The organism is Parabacteroides bouchesdurhonensis (assembly GCF_900186615.1).
GTDB classification, from domain to species: domain Bacteria; phylum Bacteroidota; class Bacteroidia; order Bacteroidales; family Tannerellaceae; genus Parabacteroides; species Parabacteroides bouchesdurhonensis.
Genome location: NZ_LT896588.1, coordinates 2,426,611 through 2,445,193 on the forward strand (window position 1 = coordinate 2,426,611; position 18,583 = coordinate 2,445,193).

At 35.1% G+C, this 18,583-nt stretch carries 15 protein-coding genes; 10 read left to right on the top strand and 5 right to left on the bottom strand.

Annotated elements, in window-relative coordinates; genetic code table 11:
- Positions 1–3 precede the first annotated feature (3 nt).
- From C1721_RS10485 to C1721_RS10525, 9 genes are read left to right on the top strand one after another with little or no spacing between them, the layout of a single operon-like run.
- Positions 4–1,581 carry a GumC family protein gene (locus C1721_RS10485; protein WP_102408296.1) on the top strand — a complete coding sequence of 526 codons (1,578 nt, stop codon included), beginning with the start codon at positions 4–6 and terminating at the stop codon, positions 1,579–1,581.
- Complete coding sequence (locus C1721_RS10490) at positions 1,581–2,636, top strand: glycosyltransferase family 4 protein (RefSeq protein WP_102408297.1); 1,056 nt, start codon at positions 1,581–1,583, stop codon at positions 2,634–2,636. The genes C1721_RS10485 and C1721_RS10490 overlap by 1 nt, the downstream gene beginning before the upstream one ends.
- A gap of 8 nt (positions 2,637–2,644) precedes the next feature.
- Complete coding sequence (locus C1721_RS10495; RefSeq protein ID WP_147399575.1) at positions 2,645–3,769, top strand: polysaccharide pyruvyl transferase family protein; 1,125 nt, start codon at positions 2,645–2,647, stop codon at positions 3,767–3,769.
- The gene (locus C1721_RS10500) at positions 3,766–4,971 is read left to right on the top strand and encodes a Coenzyme F420 hydrogenase/dehydrogenase, beta subunit C-terminal domain (RefSeq protein ID WP_102408299.1); all 1,206 of its coding nucleotides are present in this window, start codon (positions 3,766–3,768) and stop codon (positions 4,969–4,971) included. Before C1721_RS10495 ends, C1721_RS10500 begins: the two co-directional genes overlap by 4 nt.
- Complete coding sequence (locus tag C1721_RS10505; protein ID WP_102408300.1) at positions 4,968–6,506, top strand: oligosaccharide flippase family protein; 1,539 nt, start codon at positions 4,968–4,970, stop codon at positions 6,504–6,506. The genes C1721_RS10500 and C1721_RS10505 overlap by 4 nt, the downstream gene beginning before the upstream one ends.
- Positions 6,503–7,582 carry a glycosyltransferase family 4 protein gene (locus tag C1721_RS10510; protein ID WP_102408301.1) on the top strand — a complete coding sequence of 360 codons (1,080 nt, stop codon included), beginning with the start codon at positions 6,503–6,505 and terminating at the stop codon, positions 7,580–7,582. Before C1721_RS10505 ends, C1721_RS10510 begins: the two co-directional genes overlap by 4 nt.
- A gap of 11 nt (positions 7,583–7,593) precedes the next feature.
- Entirely contained in the window at positions 7,594–8,634 is a 1,041-nt protein-coding gene (locus tag C1721_RS10515) for a hypothetical protein (RefSeq protein WP_102408302.1), read from the top strand.
- 23 nt (positions 8,635–8,657) lie between these two features.
- Positions 8,658–9,887 carry a hypothetical protein gene (locus tag C1721_RS10520; protein ID WP_102408303.1) on the top strand — a complete coding sequence of 410 codons (1,230 nt, stop codon included), beginning with the start codon at positions 8,658–8,660 and terminating at the stop codon, positions 9,885–9,887.
- A gap of 14 nt (positions 9,888–9,901) precedes the next feature.
- A complete protein-coding gene (locus C1721_RS10525) occupies positions 9,902–10,633 on the top strand; it encodes a WecB/TagA/CpsF family glycosyltransferase (RefSeq protein ID WP_102408304.1) in 732 nt (243 codons plus the stop codon).
- Between the two features lie 240 nt (positions 10,634–10,873).
- On the opposite strand, the gene feoB is transcribed toward C1721_RS10525, so the two are convergent.
- Positions 10,874–13,357 carry a ferrous iron transport protein B gene (feoB, locus tag C1721_RS10535; protein ID WP_102408306.1) on the bottom strand — a complete coding sequence of 828 codons (2,484 nt, stop codon included), beginning with the start codon at positions 13,355–13,357 and terminating at the stop codon, positions 10,874–10,876.
- A 149-nt stretch (positions 13,358–13,506) separates the two neighbouring features.
- On the opposite strand from feoB, the gene C1721_RS10540 reads away from it, so the two are divergent.
- Positions 13,507–13,968: a 2-amino-4-hydroxy-6-hydroxymethyldihydropteridine diphosphokinase gene (locus C1721_RS10540; RefSeq protein WP_102408307.1), complete on the top strand. Its 462-nt coding sequence runs from the start codon at positions 13,507–13,509 to the stop codon at positions 13,966–13,968.
- On the opposite strand, the gene C1721_RS10545 is transcribed toward C1721_RS10540, so the two are convergent.
- Genes C1721_RS10545 through vimE form a run of 4 tightly spaced genes read right to left on the bottom strand, consistent with a single transcriptional unit; the run spans position 13,855 to position 18,582 of the window.
- Entirely contained in the window at positions 13,855–14,862 is a 1,008-nt protein-coding gene (locus C1721_RS10545; RefSeq protein ID WP_102408308.1) for a class I SAM-dependent methyltransferase, read from the bottom strand. The two genes, C1721_RS10540 and C1721_RS10545, sit on opposite strands and share 114 nt — an antisense overlap.
- Positions 14,852–15,979, bottom strand: a complete 1,128-nt coding sequence (locus tag C1721_RS10550; protein WP_102408309.1) for a mannosyltransferase — start codon at positions 15,977–15,979, stop codon at positions 14,852–14,854. The genes C1721_RS10545 and C1721_RS10550 overlap by 11 nt, the downstream gene beginning before the upstream one ends.
- The gene (locus tag C1721_RS10555; protein WP_102408310.1) at positions 15,972–17,252 is read right to left on the bottom strand and encodes a glycosyltransferase family protein; all 1,281 of its coding nucleotides are present in this window, start codon (positions 17,250–17,252) and stop codon (positions 15,972–15,974) included. The genes C1721_RS10550 and C1721_RS10555 overlap by 8 nt, the downstream gene beginning before the upstream one ends.
- A 4-nt stretch (positions 17,253–17,256) precedes the next feature.
- Positions 17,257–18,582: a UDP-2,3-diacetamido-2,3-dideoxy-alpha-D-glucuronate deacetylase VimE gene (gene vimE, locus C1721_RS10560; RefSeq protein ID WP_102409407.1), complete on the bottom strand. Its 1,326-nt coding sequence runs from the start codon at positions 18,580–18,582 to the stop codon at positions 17,257–17,259.
- Position 18,583 lies beyond the last annotated feature (1 nt).

Sequence of the window (18,583 nt, forward strand, 5' to 3'; positions counted from 1 at the left end):
GTTATGAGCAATAAAGTTGTTGATAATGAAACTGTGGAATTGAAAAACATTATTGTTTACTATATACATCAGTGGAAATATTTTGTATGTGCTTTTGTTGTATCTATTATTTTGGCAATACTCTATTTGTTACTATATCCGAAAACCTATGAAATGTATGCCAGTGTGCAACTGCAGGAAAATAAAGATTTGGTGGGCGGTGGTATTTCGATGGGGGAAGCTTCCGGACTAATGAAATCTTTTGGGTTAAGTACCGGTGGTAGCGGAGGAATTAATATAGATGATGAAATTATGGCTTTTTCATCAAATGCACTTTTTACTAAGATGATTTTGGAGTTGGGTATAAATGTAGCGTATACCAAACCTTTTTCATGGCATAAGCTATATACCAATTCCCCATTGATAGTTACAGCCGATTCTGCAACAATGATGTCATTGGAGGATAGATTTGCACTAAAAGTTTCTGTTGACGCCAAAGGCAATATAACAGTAAAGTCTCCTAAAAGAAAAGATACTTTTTCTTCTTTGCCTGCCCGGTTGGAATTGCCGCAAGGAGTATTTACGCTGGATTTTAGAAACGGGCCAAAGACATCATTTGATTTGGATATTTTGATACAACCTGTGCGTTGGGTCGCTGAAAATATGATAAATAGCTTTACGATAGAAGAAGTATCTAAGCTTTCAAATATGTTGGAATTTACTTGCGATGATCATGAAAAGCAACGGGGAATAGATATTCTGACTACATTGGTTAGAATATATAATGAACAGTCTGATAGTTATAATAAGGCTGAGGCAAGGAAAATGATCACGTTTTTAGATTCTCGTATTGCAGCTGTCATTGACGATCTGAATAAAACGGAAAGGGCTATTGAAGAATATAAATTGAAGAATAAAATGACTGCTATAGAATATGATGTTCAGATGTATTCGGAGCAGATGAAAGAACTTCAATCGAAAATTATAGAAATGGAGGCAGAGTCTCAGGTGGTTAATTTGATGGATGCTTATGTGAAGAAACCGGAGAATAAATATAATCTGGTACCGCTGATGTTGTCTCAAGACGCGGAAGGAAGCCCTCTGATTGTCTATAATGATGCTTTGCTGGAAAGAAATAAGATATTGCAAAACTCGAGTGCTGACAACCCTCTGGTCTTGCAAATGAATGAAAAATTAGACAGGTTGAGAGAAAATGTCTTTCTGACCATAGCAAACGCTAGGGCTGGAATGGTTTCTACATTAACGGACTTAAGAAATAAAGAACAACAGCTATTAAATAGGATGGGAGCTGTTCCTGTGCAAGAACGTGTTTATGTTGAATTTAAAAGACAGCAAGAAATAACGCAAGCCGTTTATCTTTTGTTATTGCAAAAAAGAGAAGAACAGGCGTTATCTATGGGATTGGATCAAACGAAGGCTAAACTGATAGATGAGGCGTTTGTAAAGCAATATCCGGTAGGTCCTAGAAAGTTGTATGCCGGATTGTTTATCATTGTATTTACATTGATTGTTCCGGTTGGCGTGTTGTTCTTGCGTGATCGTTTAAAAGAATTGATAAGTGCTTATAAACAATCTGTTTAATGTTTGTTGTTCATTTGATTTGCTCATTTACGACAGGAGGTGCGGAGACAATGTTGGTTGATATTGCCAATCAACAAGTAGCTGAAGGAAATCGTGTCGCATTGATTATAATAAATGATTTGATAGATGAGCGTTTGTTGCAATCTTTAGATAAAAAGATACAGGTTGTGCGTATTGGCAGAAATCCCGGTAGCAGAAATCCTTTCTTTCTTATCTATTTGAATAGTATACTTTTCGGATTACATGCCGATATTTTGCATTGCCATGACCATGTAATAGGCGGTATGTTATTACCTCTTTTCAAGAAAAAGTTATGTCTGACAGTCCATACGGTAGGCGTGGATGGTAAGTATTTTTCTTGTTTTAATAAGATTATAGCAATTTCTGATTCTGTAAAACAAGATATAATAAACCGCACTTCTTTTCATCCGGAATTAATATGGAATGGCATACATACAGATCGTATAAAAAGGAAAGAATGTTTTACCGCATCTTCTCCTTTTCGTTTGGTAATGGTAAGTCGTCTGGATCATTTAGTGAAAGGACAACATATTTTACTGGAAGCTCTTGAATTATTGGTATATGAGTATAACAGATATGTATCGCTGGATTTTATAGGTGAAGGCGAGTCCGAAAACTATTTAAGATCCTTAGTTGAAAAATATCGGTTACAAGGCAATGTGAATTTTCTGGGGTTGAAAGATAGAAATTATATTTATGCGCATTTACATGAATATGATTTGTTTGTTCAGCCGTCTATTTACGAAGGTTTTGGTTTAACTGTGGTAGAAGCAATGATTGCGAGAATTCCCGTTTTGGTTTCCGGTGATGGTCCAACGGAAGTCGTTGAACGAGGAAAATATGGATATTGTTTCGAGAAAGAAAATGCCAAAGATTGTGCTAAAAAGATGGATTGTATTATAAAGGATTATTCAAATTTGGGTAATCTTACAGATATGGCTTCTGCATATGCGGAAAATCAGTATTCAATACAAGCAACGGTTTATTCTTATTTGCGTTTGTATGAATCAATGATGGGCGGTAAAGCAAAGTGAAACAGATAATGAAACAAAATAAGAAAATAGGTTTAATATCATATCATTCAGGCCATAATTATGGTACTATGTTGCAAGCTTATGCTCTCCAATTTTGTATTGAAAAGATGGGGCATGATGCTGTTGAATATATAAATTATGTAGATGGGAAGCCTTTTAAAGAGGCCTCTTTTCGAGTTAAATTGAAGAAAATTAAAGATAAGCTTAACTCCGGCATAATACCGTTATTATATAATTGTCTTTATAAGAAAGATTTTTTGACAACAAGAGACCGGTTTAACCGCTTTTATTCTGCTTACATAAAAACGTCTTCTGTTCTATATTCTTCGTTGGCTGAGTTGAAAGAGAATCCTCCTGTTTATGATATTTACATTGTAGGGAGTGACCAGACATGGAATCCTACGTTTCTGAAAGATAACGGAGCCTATTTCCTGACGTTTGCAGCAGAGGATGCTAATAAAAATTCGTATGCTTCGAGTTTGGGAGTTGCTTTGTTGAGCGATGAAGTAAAAAAAACATATGCTGATTATTTGCGATCTTTTAATCATATTTCTTGTCGGGAAAGCTATGGTTGTGAAATGCTTTCGGACGTTCTTAAGAGAGAAGTTGAGCATGTGCTGGATCCGACTTTATTATTAACTCCGGACGACTGGAGCAAGATAGAGTCTTCAAAAATTATAGCCGAGCCTTATGTGTTATGTTATTGTTTGGGATATAAGAAAAGTGTTCGTGACTTTGCGAAGAAATTGGGGAAAGCTCATAATATGAAAGTATATTATATTGTTTCTAATTATTTGGATATACAAGAAAAGAATCATCTGTTTGGAATAGGTCCCGACGATTTTATTTCATTAATAAGATATGCTTCGTATGTCTGTACTGATTCTTTTCATGGAACAATATTTTCAATTAATTATGGCCGTAATTTTTATAGTTTTTGTAAACGTGACGGAAATATAGAAAAAGGGGATAATAGTCGGATTCCGACTTTATTAAGGGAGTTTTCGTTGGAAAACAGATTGAAGTCGGACGTATTTGAAGAAGAATCAGATATAGATTATGAAACAGTAAGCGCTCACTTGAATGATGAAAGACAACGATCTATAGATTTTTTAAATAAGATTTTAAAATGAAGAATCTTCCGGATCATACAAATTGTGTGGGATGCGGTATTTGTTTGGAGGTTTGTCCAACTAACTGCTTGTCATTCTATGAGGATGCAGAAGGATTTCGGCAAATAAATGCCGATAAAGATCTATGTATCGGATGCAATAAATGTGAACGATCCTGTCCTGTTCTGTGTGATGAGAAATTCAATAATTATAACAGACAAGATATTAATGTATATGCTTGCCAGCATATAGATAAGGACATATTAAATAGAAGTTCTTCCGGAGGCTTTTTTTCCGCTTTGTGTGAGACTTTGTTTAATTTATATCCGGGAAAGGTTACTATATATGGTGCTTCTCTGCAAAAAGATTTATCGGTGAAGCATATAGGTGTTTCTTCTATAGAAGAATTAGCATTAATAAGAGGCTCGAAATATTTGCAGAGTGATATTACACCTATACTTGCTTCATTGAAAGAAAAGCTAAGGAAAGAAGAATTTGTTTTGTTTTCGGGTACACCTTGTCAAATAGCGGCTTTATATTCTTTCTTGAAAGATACATATCCTACACTATATACGTGTGAAGTGATTTGCCATGGGATTCCGTCTTCTCTTCATTTCCGGAAGCAGAATGAATATTTGGAGAAGAAGGAAAAAGCGAAGGTTTCGGATGTTAATTTCAGATCGAAGTCTATTTGTTGGACGATTCCCACAACTCAGTATCGCTTTATAGATGGGAAAGTCCGTTATTATAGAGCTTTAGAAAATAACTTTATGAGTTCTTTTTACGGCGGAACGAATTTACGCTTATCTTGCTATGGATGCAAATACGCAAGAATTCCTCGCATGGCTGATATTACAATGGGAGATTTCTGGAAGATCGGGAAGTCTGCTTGTTTTTCTTTTATGGATAAGGAAAAGGGCATTTCTTTGGTTTTATGTAATAATGACAAGGGAAAGTTCCTGTTTGAATCGGCAAAATATTTGTTGAAGTTTGAACCCCGTAAAATAGAAGAAGCTATTCGAGGCAATGTACATTTGATTCAACCTGTAAAAAATAAGAACATTCAGCGAGAACGCCTGTTGTCTGATATAAAATTATCGGCGATGGATAAAATAGTAAGAAAATATGATAAACTTTCGTTTCGTAAACGTTTGAGTATTATTATGGGACGTCGTGGAATGAAAACGTATTATTATTTAAAGAATATTAGACATATCAGATGAGTGATAAAAAACTTTTGATAAGGAATTCTTTAAGTGGAGTTTTACAATTGTTTATAACAGCTGTATTGACATTCCTCTGTGTTCCGGTTTTAATATCAAAACTGGGATTGGAGGTATATGGGGTTTTTGCTGTTTTATCTGTTGTCTCTAATTTGAGTACATTAGCCGATTTGGGAATGGATAGAGCTTTGATTGTATACTTATCGAATCAAGGGAAATCTAAAGAGTCTAATTTTGATATTTTTGTAGCTTTAAGTATTAAACTGTCATTACTCTGTGTATTGATTGCCATTTTATTAGGTATAGAGAAGATCGTCTTATTAAATGTCTTGAATATTCCAATTCACTATTACGACGAAGCTGTTATTTTCTTTCGTTGCATATTGTTCTCTAATGCATTTATGATATTGGGAATGTCTTTTGCTTCCATATTAGACTCTTTACAAAAAGTATATGTAAATAGTCTTACGCGGTTAATCTATAGTATAATATATTGGTTTGGTTTGTTGTTTGTCGTCATAAAAGGCTATGGTCTAACCGGAATTGGTGTAGTCTCTGTCATAGCCTCTCTGTTATGGTTTGTAATGACAGTGGGTATTGCCTTTAAATTATGGGGAACATTTCATCTTGGCGGCATAAAAAAGCATTGGAAACGTATATTTTATAAACAAATCGTTTATAGTTCAAAGATATTTTCGGCTAGTGTGTTGAATTGGTTTTTTGAGCCTCTTTCTAAAATACTGCTTTCTAAATTTATCGGATTAAATGCAGTTGCTTTGTTTGATGTGGCGTTACGAATACGTGGACAAATTGCCAGTTTGTTTAGTAAGGCAATTTATCCTTTAGGTCCATACATTGCTAATTCAAAAGATTCGAAGCATTTATATGAAGTGGTTGCAGATATGACTAAAAAAATACATTTAGTAGTTATACCTTTTTCTTTGATCTTTGTATTTATATCGAAAATATTGATATATCTGTGGATGGGAGGTGAAAATCTGGGAGATTTATCTTTGTTTGTGGCGGTTTTATGTGGTGGCTTTTTGTTATTGGTTCCTCCTACATATCCTATATATCAATATTTGTATACAAAATCTTTGGCCGGAAAAACAGTATGGATACAATGCACAAATGTAGTGGTTAATGTATTGGTGTTTTTCTGTTTATATAATTCGTGTGGTTTATATACAATACTTTTTTCGAATAGTATTGCTTATTTCTGCTCTTATTTGTTGTCTGATTTTTATTTAAGAAAATATATTTTATCAGAACTACAAAGCGAGTATTCTTTTTATTTTAAAATGTTCTTGTTATTTATAGCCTTGCTGATTGTTGGAGGTTGTATTAGAATATTACTCCCATTCTCTATTATGGATCTGATATTATATCCGATAGTATTGTTGGCTGTATATGTTGTTTTTGTACGTTTATTCAAATTGATCGTACTGAAAGATATAATTCGCTATTTTGGTACTTTTCCTTTGCTGGAAAAGATTTTGTTGTTTATTTTGGGAATGAGGAAAGAAAGTTTATGAACAAAAAAAATGTTTTGATTATAACGCCGTCTTTGAATCCTAAGGATAATATTAGCGGAATATCTTCAGTTACACGTTTATTGTTGGAACACAATAAAGGGATTAATTATGTGCCTTTTCTGCAAGGGAAAAAAGATGCGGAGCATAGAGGCCTCAAATGGTTGCTGAAACAGATAATGACGCCGTTTCATTTGTTAAAGTGTTTATCAAAGAATTCGATTGATATTGCTCATTTTAATATTGGTTTTGAACCGTTTTCATTGATACGTGATATTATTATTTATTATTTGTTGATTGTTAAATCTTATCCTGTTATATTACATATTCATGGAGGGCGTTTTGTAAAAACGAAACCTACAAATAAACTGTTAAGATATATCATTTATTATTTCCTTAAATATGCTGATGAGATTTTGGTATTAAGCGAGTTGGAGAAGTCTTTCCTTTGTAATTTATACAATGTTCAGCAAAACAATGTCTATGTTTTGCCGAATGCGGTTCAACCTTCAAATATTTCTTTTTCCGATAAGCCAATCGACGCGAGATTTTCAATTTTATATTTGGGACGAATAGATAAAAATAAGGGCTTGTCTGAAATATTGGTATCTTTGTCTGAATTAAAGGCTTTAGGAGAAGACTTTGAGTTCAATTTGTGTGGAGTTGGTAATGACAGGGATTGGTTTGTTGAAGAATGCCGGAAACGAATAGGGGACAGACTGATAGATAATGGATTAGTTTATGGAGATGAAAAATTGAAAATCTTAAAATGTTCTCATGTATTTTTATTGCCTTCTTATTTTGAAGGTTTACCGATGGCTATGCTGGAAAGTATGAATAATTTCGTTGTGCCGGTGGTAACGTCAGTTGGCTCTATTCCTGAAGTTATAAAGTCAGGAGAGAATGGATTTCTTGTTTCTTCAACAGCTGATATTACCGATGTATTGTTAAAATTGATAAAAGACAGAGCTTTATTAGGTAAGCTATCGGTTGCTGCAAAAGAAACAATTAACCGGTCTTATTCATTGAATTCATATTTAGAGAAACTGAATGATCTTTATATGACATTGAAAAAATAATGATAAGCTAGATGAAAGAGCATGTCTATTTAAATATGATATCCAGAAGTCCGCACACCAGTGCAATAATAACAGGTCTGGTATTGTTGGAAAAAAAAGGATTGATTGATCTATCTGTAAATTTATGCTATGACCGGCTATCTTCATATCCTCATCCTCATATGGTAGAGATAAAGATATCTGATAAAATAATCGCATTTGATTTGCTGGATGGCTATAATTGGGATTTAAATAAAGTGGAGGCTTATCTGAATAATGTGGATTTTTACTTTAAACGTAGTTTTTCTAAAGAAAAAAATCTGATGATTTCTGAGAAAAACCGGTATAAATTAAATCCTTTGGGATTTAATTACCATGTAACATGTCCGGGAAATCCGATAGATATCTCTGATCATTGTTCATTAAAAGATTATTTAAAACGTTTATTAGGAGTAAGACCATCTACTTATTTTGTGCCTTCTGTATTTGAGGCTTCTCCTAAATATAAAAAAGATAATTTGAAAATTCTTTTTTTTACGAGACTGTGGGAAATCAATGAAAGCCAAACAGTTGAATTTAATGGAGAAATAGAGTATATTAATAATATGCGTATTCAAATAATCAGAGAATTAAGGAAATTATATCCTCATAATTTTATTGGAGGAATACAACTTTCTGATTTGGCAAAACAGTGTTGTAATGATTTAATTATGTCTCGTCGGTATACTATTCGGAATAATTATTTGAAATTGATGAAATTGTCTGATATTTGTATTGGTTCTATGGGGCTTCATGAATCTATTGGGTGGAAGACCGGTGAATATGTTGCTGCAAGTAGGGCTATTGTAAATGAAAAATTTCATTATGATGTTGTTGGCCCATTTGAAGAAGGGAGAAACTATTTGTCCTTTGGTACGGTGAAAGAATGTGTTGGACATGTTACTTATTTGATGGAACATCCGGAAGTTGTATATGCAATGCAACAGGAAAATGAGAAATATTACAATGAATATCTCAAACCTGATAAGCTTGTGCTTAATGCAATAAATAAGGCTTTCGGCAGAAGTGAATAATTTATGAAAATTAAAGAAGACATATGATTCAAGATTTTGTAAATAAACATTTTTATAGCTTCTTTATCGCATCTCTTATCTTTTGCGTTTTATTATATAACGTAATTGGTTTTAAAAGTGCGGATGAACTTTTAGGCTTGCTACTTCTTGTTTTTTATATATTCTTTGTTAGCCGATGCAAAACCTGGCCGTTTAATAAAGCGTTCTTTATTACGATTGGGTGCTTTGCTTTTTATACAGCATACTCTTTTTATATAAAAAGTAATACGCCTGCGGGAATTTTGACGGATTTAATTATTCAAATGAAACCTTATTTGGCTTTTTTTGCTGTATACCAAATGATGCCCCGGTTTTCTGAAAATCAGAAGAAGTTATTAAAAATATTTTGTCTGATTGTTTGGATATTGTTAGTCCCTATAGGAATATATAGTTTGGCTAATCCTCTTATTTTTAAGGCTCTAATGGAGCATCCAACGAATTACGCGGCATCTGCGGTTTGTTTATCTTTGGTTTATTTATTTTGCAGTAAATATACAACAAGAGATAAATTTATATTTGTATTAATGCTTTCTATCGGTTTATTTTCGGGGCGTTCCAAATTTTATGGTTTTTTTGTGTTAGCTACATGTTTCGTTTTTTATTTTAATGATGTAAGCCGGATAGGGTTAAATTTTAAAACAATTATAATTTCAATTCTGATTTTGCTTGGGATATGTTGGGTTGCAAAAGAAAAACTGGAGCTTTATTTTATTCAGACTTTGACGGGTGAAGAGAAAGATTTGTTAGCACGTTTTGTTTTATATTCTACTTCAATTAATATATTTACAGACTATTTTCCATTTGGTTCGGGGTTGGCTAGTTTTGCGACTCATGCTTCCGGACTTTATTATTCTGATATTTACACAAAGTATGGACTTGATGGAGTGTGGGGGTTGACCCGTGGCGGCTGGTATTTTGTTGCCGATACATACTATCCTTCTCTTGCACAATTTGGAATTGTAGGAGTTTGTCTGTTTATTTTATTTTGGATTTATCTTTTTCAGAAATCTTTTGTTTTTTTGAATAAGACAAATATAATACAGTATTTCGTGATATTTGTATTATCTGCAGGTTTCTTATTTATAGAAAATGTTGCTGATGCTTCGTTTACCAGTAATAGAGGTTTCTTTATTATGATGTTTTTAGGAGTGTTGTTGAGTACTCAAAAAGCCAAGTATCAGGAATTAGTAGCAGAACAGAATGAAAAAGAATAGGAAGAGATTGACTTATGAAGAAGTATTTTAATGTTTTTCTGGAGTTTGATAAGGAGAAAGTACACCAAATCATTAAAAATGCGATTAAAGAGAATAAGAACGGTTATGTTTGCGCAATAGAAAGTAATAATCTTGCTGTTGCTAATAAGGATAAAGCCTTTAATGAGGTTGTGAATAAATCGTTAGTAAATGTGTGTGACGGCTCTAATATTGCGTGGTTATTGGGCAAAATACATAAGAAGAATTTTAGTTCATATACAGGTAGTGATCTTTTTTGCCATTTTATAGAATTGAGACAATATAAGCAGTATTTTATAGGAAATACAGATGATATATTAGATAAATTACGATATGAGCTTTCTTTGATAGATGTTACTATCGTAGATATGCCTTTTAAAAGTTTGCCGTTTAGAAAGGTTGAAGATTTTAATTATAAAGAGATTGCTGAAGATATAAACCAATATGCTCCTGATATAATATGGGTATCGTTGGGTGCACCAAAGCAAGAGTTTTTTATGGCAAACTTATCTCCTTATATAACAAAAGGGGTGATGTTTGGAGTTGGAGCTGCGTTTAATTTTATGGCGAAGACCGGTTCTGTAAGGCGTGCTCCTAAGTGGATGAGAGATTTGAGATTGGAATGGTTATACAGAGCCTTTGAAGAACCTCGGAAAAATGTACCTCGTTACTGGAATTTTATCAAGCTATTACCAAAATTGGTTTATAATGAATGTGTAAGTAGGTGATATATCTTTTTGTAGGTTCAATTAATCTCTTTCTTCTTTACTTCTTCTTTCAGACTACATCCATTACATCCGCAGCAAGGATTGTTCGGATTTCTTTTAGTTGTAAAGGATTTATAGCATTTTAAGCTGACGTATACGATAATTGCTATTCCTATTATAATAATTGCTATTTCTTGCCACATAATTTATTACCTCCTTTTTACAATAAAAGAGAATATTCATAAGTTTCTTTCATGAATATCAATTAAATAATCCAATAAAGAAATTACCAGTTTGATAAACAATGAAAGATACAATCCATGCCAGTACACACGTATATACAATTACAAGTATTCCCCATTTCCATGAACCAGATTCGTTGACGATTGCGGATACTGTTGCAATACACGGAAAATAGATTAAAACGAATAGCATTAAGCTTAGAGCGACTAAAGGCGTGAACACAAGTTTTCCTTCGGCATTCCGGTCCTGTTTTAGACGCTCGGATAGTATTTGGCTATCATCGGCATCTCCTGTGTATAATACACTTAATGTGCTTACTACTACTTCCTTTGCTGCCATTCCGGTAAGTAAACTTACACTCATTTTCCAATCGAACCCTAATGGTTGCAGAACTGGCTGAATTGCCCGGCCTATGTGTCCGATATATGAGTTCTGCTGATGATCTATAGCTTTTAAACGCTCTATTTCTGCGATTGTTTCTTCTTTTTCTTTTGAATTAAGTTCTGTGTTTTCTATATCTGCAATTTGTTGATCAAATACATTTGTCTCTTCCGTATGACGGGGAAAATAGCCCAGAAACCAAATGATAATGGATGCAACAAGGATTACTCCTCCCATCTTATGCAAATATTGTTTCGCTTTTTCCCACATATGGATCATGATGGATTTACCGGTAGGCATCCGGTAAGGAGGAAGTTCCATTACAAAGGGAACATCCTCTTCATTGAAAAGGAAACGCTTAAACAGGCGTGCCATAACAACGGCTAAAAGTATGCCTGTAACATATAACGATAGCAGGACCAAACTTGCATTGTTTGGGAAAAATGCTCCGGTCAATAAAACATAGACAGGAAGCCGGGCGCTACAGCTCATTAAAGGATTTACCAACATTGTAATCATCCGGCTGTTTCGGCTTTCGATGGTACGGGAAGCCATGATTGCAGGTACATTGCATCCGAATCCCATGACTAACGGGATGAATGATTTACCATGTAATCCCATTTTGTGCATGATCTTATCCATAATAAAAGCGGCACGTGCCATATATCCGGAATCTTCCATAAATGAAATGAACAGATATAAAATGAGAATATTTGGTAAGAATACGATAACGCCTCCTACACCACCTATTATACCATCTACTATTAAATCTTTCAAAGGGCCTTCCGCCATATAGTTACGAACGAAGTTTCCGATAGTTCCAACTAACGATTCTATCCATTGCATGGGATATTCACCCAAACGGAATGTTGCTTCAAACATTATCCACATGAACAGGATGAAGATTGGGAAACCTAGCACTTTATGCGTAACGAATAGGTCTATGATCTGCGTGCTGGTGGCTTCATGTATTTTATTTTGTTCAAAAGTCTCCCGTAAAGCTCCGGAGATAAAACCGTAGCGGGCGTTCGTAAACGCCGTCTCGCAATCTTCTTGTAATAGATTTTCTATTTGTGTAACATTGCGATCCCGTTCTTGCAGGATTGTTGTAGAATCCGGCAATGTTTTTACGAAAGATTCTATTTCGCGGTCGCCTTCCAGCAACTTGATGGATAAATATCGTTTGGATATACTTTTAGTAATATTACCATTCGCTTTTAATGCTTTTCTAACGTTGGAAATCCCCTTTTCCAATACCTCTCCGTAATTAATGTGGATATGGCGAAGAACGGGGTCTTCATCTTCATAGACTTTAATAACACGATTGAAAAGATCTTCTATACCGAAACCTGTTTTACTGATAGTTGGAACGATGGGAGCGCCAATCATGCGCGCCAGCGATTCATGGTCGAATTTGTTACCTCTCTTCTCCAAGTCATCGTACATATTGAGGGCGATAACCATACGGACGTCCATGTCGATTAACTGGCAGGTCAGATATAAATTTCGTTCAAGGTTAGATGCGTCGACAATATTGATTACTACATCCGGTTGTTCTTCATTCAGATGTTTTCGTACATATAATTCTTCGGGAGTATATGCGGAAAGGGAATAAGTACCAGGCAAATCAACGATACGGAATGTATATCCGTTTTGTTGAAATGTTCCTTCTTTGGCATCGACAGTTACCCCACTATAATTCCCAACATGTTCATGAGCTCCAGATGCGAAGTTAAATAATGAAGTTTTGCCACAATTAGGATTACCAACAAGTGCTACATTTATGGTCTTACCTTTGTTTAAGGCAATAGCTTTCAGGTGGTCACTTAAAGGTGTAATATATGAGTCTGCCGTACGATTTTCATTTTCTGTATTGGAATGATCTTTTTCAAATTCTTTGGCACTGACTACTTCTATAAATGCTGCATCATTACGACGAAGAGACACGTCGTAACCCATTATCCGGTAATGAATAGGATCTTTTAACGGTGCATTTTGAATAACATCAACCTCTTTCCCTTTGATAAATCCCATCTCTATAATGCGTTTACGGAAAGCTCCGCGCCCCATTACTTTGACGATTACTCCTTTTTCTCCCGTACGAAGTTCTGATAATCTCATAGTCTACTAAATCTTGTACAAAGGTACGTCAAAACTCAGTACGTTCAATACCTATATGTAGGTATTTTTGTACTCGCCTTATTCGTTAAAAGACAAGGATTATATATTTTATTTTTAGTAGTTTTGCAGATAAATCAATAGAAGGTGATATGTTGAATAAAGTTTTGGTAAGTCTTGGCTCTAATTTCAATAGAGAAGAAAATATACAGAGTGCAGCCCGGCAGTTATCATCTTTATTTCCAATAATATATTTTTCTCCGGCAGTATATACAGAGCCGGTTGGTAGTCCGCAATCTTCTATATTTATGAATCAGGTTGCAATAGTTTACAGTCCTTATTCTATTGAAGAGTTGAAGTCTATTTTTAAACGTATAGAAAAGAGGCTGGGGCGAAGACCCGAAGATAAAATGCTCGGTTTGGTTCCTATTGATATTGACTTGTTGAAATGGAATGATCAGATATTGAAACCGGAAGATATGGAACGAAGTTATATTATATCAGGTATTCATTCTATTTTTACTACAAGACAATATAATGAATGGTGCCAGAATAAATCCGAAAGCTCCGGTGCTACGGATCAGACTGTTAATACAACTACAGATAAAAGATAAAACCGGATTCCCTCTATCTGTATTATAAAAGCCTTTTTCTACTTTTATTTTATAATGATATTTTACTAACAGAGATTGATAATCTGCTATAGATAAAATACGTTCGGTCCAGTTTCCTGTTGACGGATCGCATGTGTTGTAATGGTCTTTGCACGTTGGATATTTACCTTCATTGATCGCCTTTTCTATATCGGAATATATAAGTCCTCTTGTATGAAAACTCCATTTTGATATTTCATTTTCTGATAATGATGGATAATTCTTCCTTATATATTGGTATCTCATTGAGTAATAGTTGGGCGATATTAATGTTCCGGATTCACATCCTTTCATGGCTTTACGTAATTTTCTTTTTACATAAGGATTGAAAGGAGTGGAGGCTGTAGTAAAAATCATGTAAATGGAATTATTAATCCCGATCAGATCGGAAAAGAAGCTGTCTAAATTATATACATGTTCTATTAAATCAGTTGCTATTAATAATTCGGGAGTAACACTGTTTTCATTACACCATTTAGCTAAAGACCCGGAATCTCCTTGTAGAATGATATCCGGTCCGATTCCCGTTTCTTGTTTTAATAAGCGGACAGTCTCAACAGAAAGGGGATTCAAGTCAATGTAAATAACTTTTCCGATGCCTATCTCTTTTGCCAACATGCTAAGAAATCCACTTCCTCCTCCATAATCTATAAAAGTGATATTAGAGAGTTTAAGTCCGGTTGCTTCTATACCCTTGCAAAGACAATCGGTATAGATTTTCATATAATAACCGAGGGCAGGTTTTAAATTGCGGATGTATCGTTTGTTATACTCACTGATAGGTAATTTATCATAGTCAATAACTTGTAAACGTTTTGCCAAATCAAAAGCTATATGTTTTTGCTTATTCTTCATAAATCATTTTGTATAGACGTGAACCTTGATATTTGTTGGAGAAAAAGGGTTCCAGTAACTTCCGTCTTTGGATAATAGCACTTTCATCTAATGGAACATTCATTAAATTGTTACATGCGTGAATCATTTCCTCAGGTGTATCGGCGATGCAACAGAGAGAATCCAGTCCGCTACCTGCTAACATTAAGCGGTTTACAACAGTATGTCGACCTGCAAACAGGCTATTTAATAGTTTTAGCTTAAGTCCTGTATCCTGAAAAGTTATCAACATATTGATTTGTGCTTCATGAATTAAAAAATCCATTCTTTCATCGGAAGGGTTTGCCTCGATGGTGATATTTGGATAAATGGCAGCAGCAGCCAGTAATTTTTGAGATGGATTCATCCCTGCCAGGATACATGGATTACTCAATTTACAGAAAACATTATGAATTAAATATAAAGCGGCCCGTTCATTTTCTACAACCGATAGTTTTCCATGATATAGGATAAAGTCAGATTTCCCCGGTCGGGCGGTTATCTGTTCGTTTGCATGAAAGCAAGGTATAAACTCGATATGATTTCCGGAAAATTCCTTTTGTAAGTAATTTGCATCCGTTGTTGAAACGGATATGATCAAGTCTGCATTGGAAATGACCATTTGATAAGTCTTAAATCTCCATGCTTCAATTAAAAAGAAACATTTTTTGATAAGTTGATGCTCCGATTTATATAAATGATAATAATAATCATGCTCTATATTACATTCGCGAAAAATCTTCATCCGGTTTTTTAATAAAGGATTATTGATGTAATAACATGAATGTAATCCTTCGAATAGGATAGGATAATCATTTTTTAATAAATTGGTAAGTAATGCCGGATCTTTGCGACTATATACGTTATATGGCAATAATGTAATATTGGATAAAATTCCGGTACGTCGTTTGTAATAATATACCTTTTCACAAACGTGCTCTAGTTCTTTTGCCCGTGGACGTTCATATTCAAAACAATGCAAGATAATTTTTACTCCACAATTGTGTAATACCATTAACTTGTAATAGACATCAATTACCCCTCCGTAGTTTGCCGGCCAGGGAATGTTGAATGCAATTATGTTGAGGTATTTATCCATTGTTTTTAGCAAAGGTATTGAACAATTGAATGAACTGTTTTGCCTGTTCTTTACGGGAATATTTATTTATTACGTTTTTTCTGACTGAAACGGAAGTGAACCCTTGTTCTTTCCATTGAGAATATGTTTCTAATAAGAAATCATAAACGTCTTGTTCTGTCCGGGCAGCTACCCCTGCCTGTGTTTCCTTTATTGTTGCCTCAAGACAGTCTTCGTCACTTTGTACACAGAGGATAGGCTTTTCTACCCCCAGCGATTCAAAAAACTTCGTACCCATAATGCCTTTCATCCTTGTTCCGCTTGATTTATTGCACATAATTAATAAAACAGAACTTTGGTGTAAAATATCCGGTATCTCATTTGCCGGCAGGAAGCGATGATAGTTTTGAAAATCATTGACGGAAATGAATTTAGCTGCTTCCTGACGAATTATTTTTTCTGTACTTTCATCTGTATACCAATCAACTCTACATTCTTTGGGAGTGAATATCTTGTCATCAGCCAACTTTTGTATGGCACTGAAGAGCATTCCCGGATTCCCCATAGCAAGACTCACTAACCTGCCGGTAAAAGTGATACGAAATTGTTGGGAGGGAATATGTTTAGGATAAAAAAGTTCGGGAGCAAACCCATTATATATTAGTTGGACATTAGGGTTGTATCGTTTTAGGCACTCAACATGCCAGGGGGAAACGGTAGTTATACAATTGGCAACCCGAAGTACTTTATTTCTGTTCTTTAATAATTTCCAGCGGAAGAATGATGCGAATACTTTTTCTAGTCCGAACAAATGTGGTAGTTGATGGCCGATAAATTCTTCTTTGGGATATTGTTCGATAATATCACGATTATCAACAATCAAGGGAAGATGGTATTTCTGTGATAATTTTAATGCGGCAGGCAATGGGTAAGTACGATAAGTACTGCACAAGATTAATTCAAAAGAATTTTCTTTAATGAATTTTTCGGCAGTCTTTATCATGACACGATTTTTATAATCGAATAAAAGATCGGCGATAAAAGTCTTCATCCAATTCAGCTTACTGCTCCATGTACCGTTCGTTTGATAAAAAGTAATAAAGGTCGCTTTACACTCTCCTGTCAAAAAAGCAAACATATTACCAGGCACGGTTTCGGTTACAACTATTGGTTCCCATTCACTATCCTGCAGGTATTTACATAAATACCCCATTCGTGGCGCAAATGCAGGCGGAAAAATATCACATAGAATGAGTATCTTTTTCTTATGTACGTTTGTAGCAGAACCTTTCATTTGTTCAGTTGTTAATTGTTAAGGTTTTTATTTCACGGACTATTTGAGCATATAATTCTCTGTGCCAGTTCGCTGATACGGGGCTTTTCCCGGAAAGGGAAACTGTTGAATTATGCCAGAGAAGGACCAACTCGCCATTCACTAACCTTACTTGCTCTGCAATTTGCAGACAGTAAACCAATGCTTCTTCGTATCCCATTCCCATATATTGAGGTTCACTCAGGCTGCAATCCATAATATTTAACGGATGAAGGGTGAGTGATGAAATACGTTTGTTTATCGGATTGATCCATAGAACAGGGCGGCAAGTGCCTAAACGGAAGCCGGATACATCAGCGTATCCCATAGTGAAATCATCTGTTATACCCGCTTTTTCTAACCAGTCCATATCTTCCGGCTCATGAGAACACAGATAATGATGTCTGTTATAGAGAATAGGCTGTCCTGTTACTTTCCTTAATATATCTTTTTCCTGCCGGATAAGGGAGGGAGTTATGCCTGCTTCGTAACTGCTATGCAAGCCAATTAAACAGTGTCCTGTTTTGCATAGATGCAATAACGCCTTCATATCTTTGGAGTGCAGGTTATATTTCGGTTTATCGTATTTCGTTGTTCCTCCTGCCTTGAAGAAAAACAGAGATTCGCAATGCTCTTTCCCTATAGCGTTTTTTACAGAATTGTCTTGTTCTATTAACCATGGAAATGTATAGAAAGGGTCGGAAGTCAGAGGGGCGTTATAATATTCCCATGCTTTAACCAAGCCTTCTCCTTTTACCGCTTCACGTATGAAACTTCGGAAAGTACGGCAGTAAAAAGGTGCATCCACATCGTGGGTAAGCCATATTTTGCTAATATTAGCTTCCGGTTCAGGGATCGGTATGCGGGTTTGCCGTAACCAGCGACGAAGCAATTTTCCGTATTCGTCAACGATAGGACGGTGAATAAAACCGGCTTTGTATGGTAATGATTCTTTACCGGGAAAGCGTCCGTGAATATCCCGTACATCCCGTCTGCGTATTTCTTCATAACGGGTAAGTAGAAAATAAGCACTGGCAATAATGTCCGCATGAACAACCCACGTATCTCCATACCACTCCATTTTAGGGGAACCGAAAAGTAAAGGAACGCCCTCTATTTCCCGTAAAGGTAAAGCCGGTATGGATGCGGGTGTTCCATATACATTGTCCTTAAAAAAAGGGGAGGGGATGATAACTACTTTATATCTGGAAAATTTGTTCTGATCTGAGGTATAACCAACTAAGCTACCAAACGTTTCCGCTTTGTCGCCACCTATAAGAAAGCTGATTATATATAAAACCTCAGGACTCATG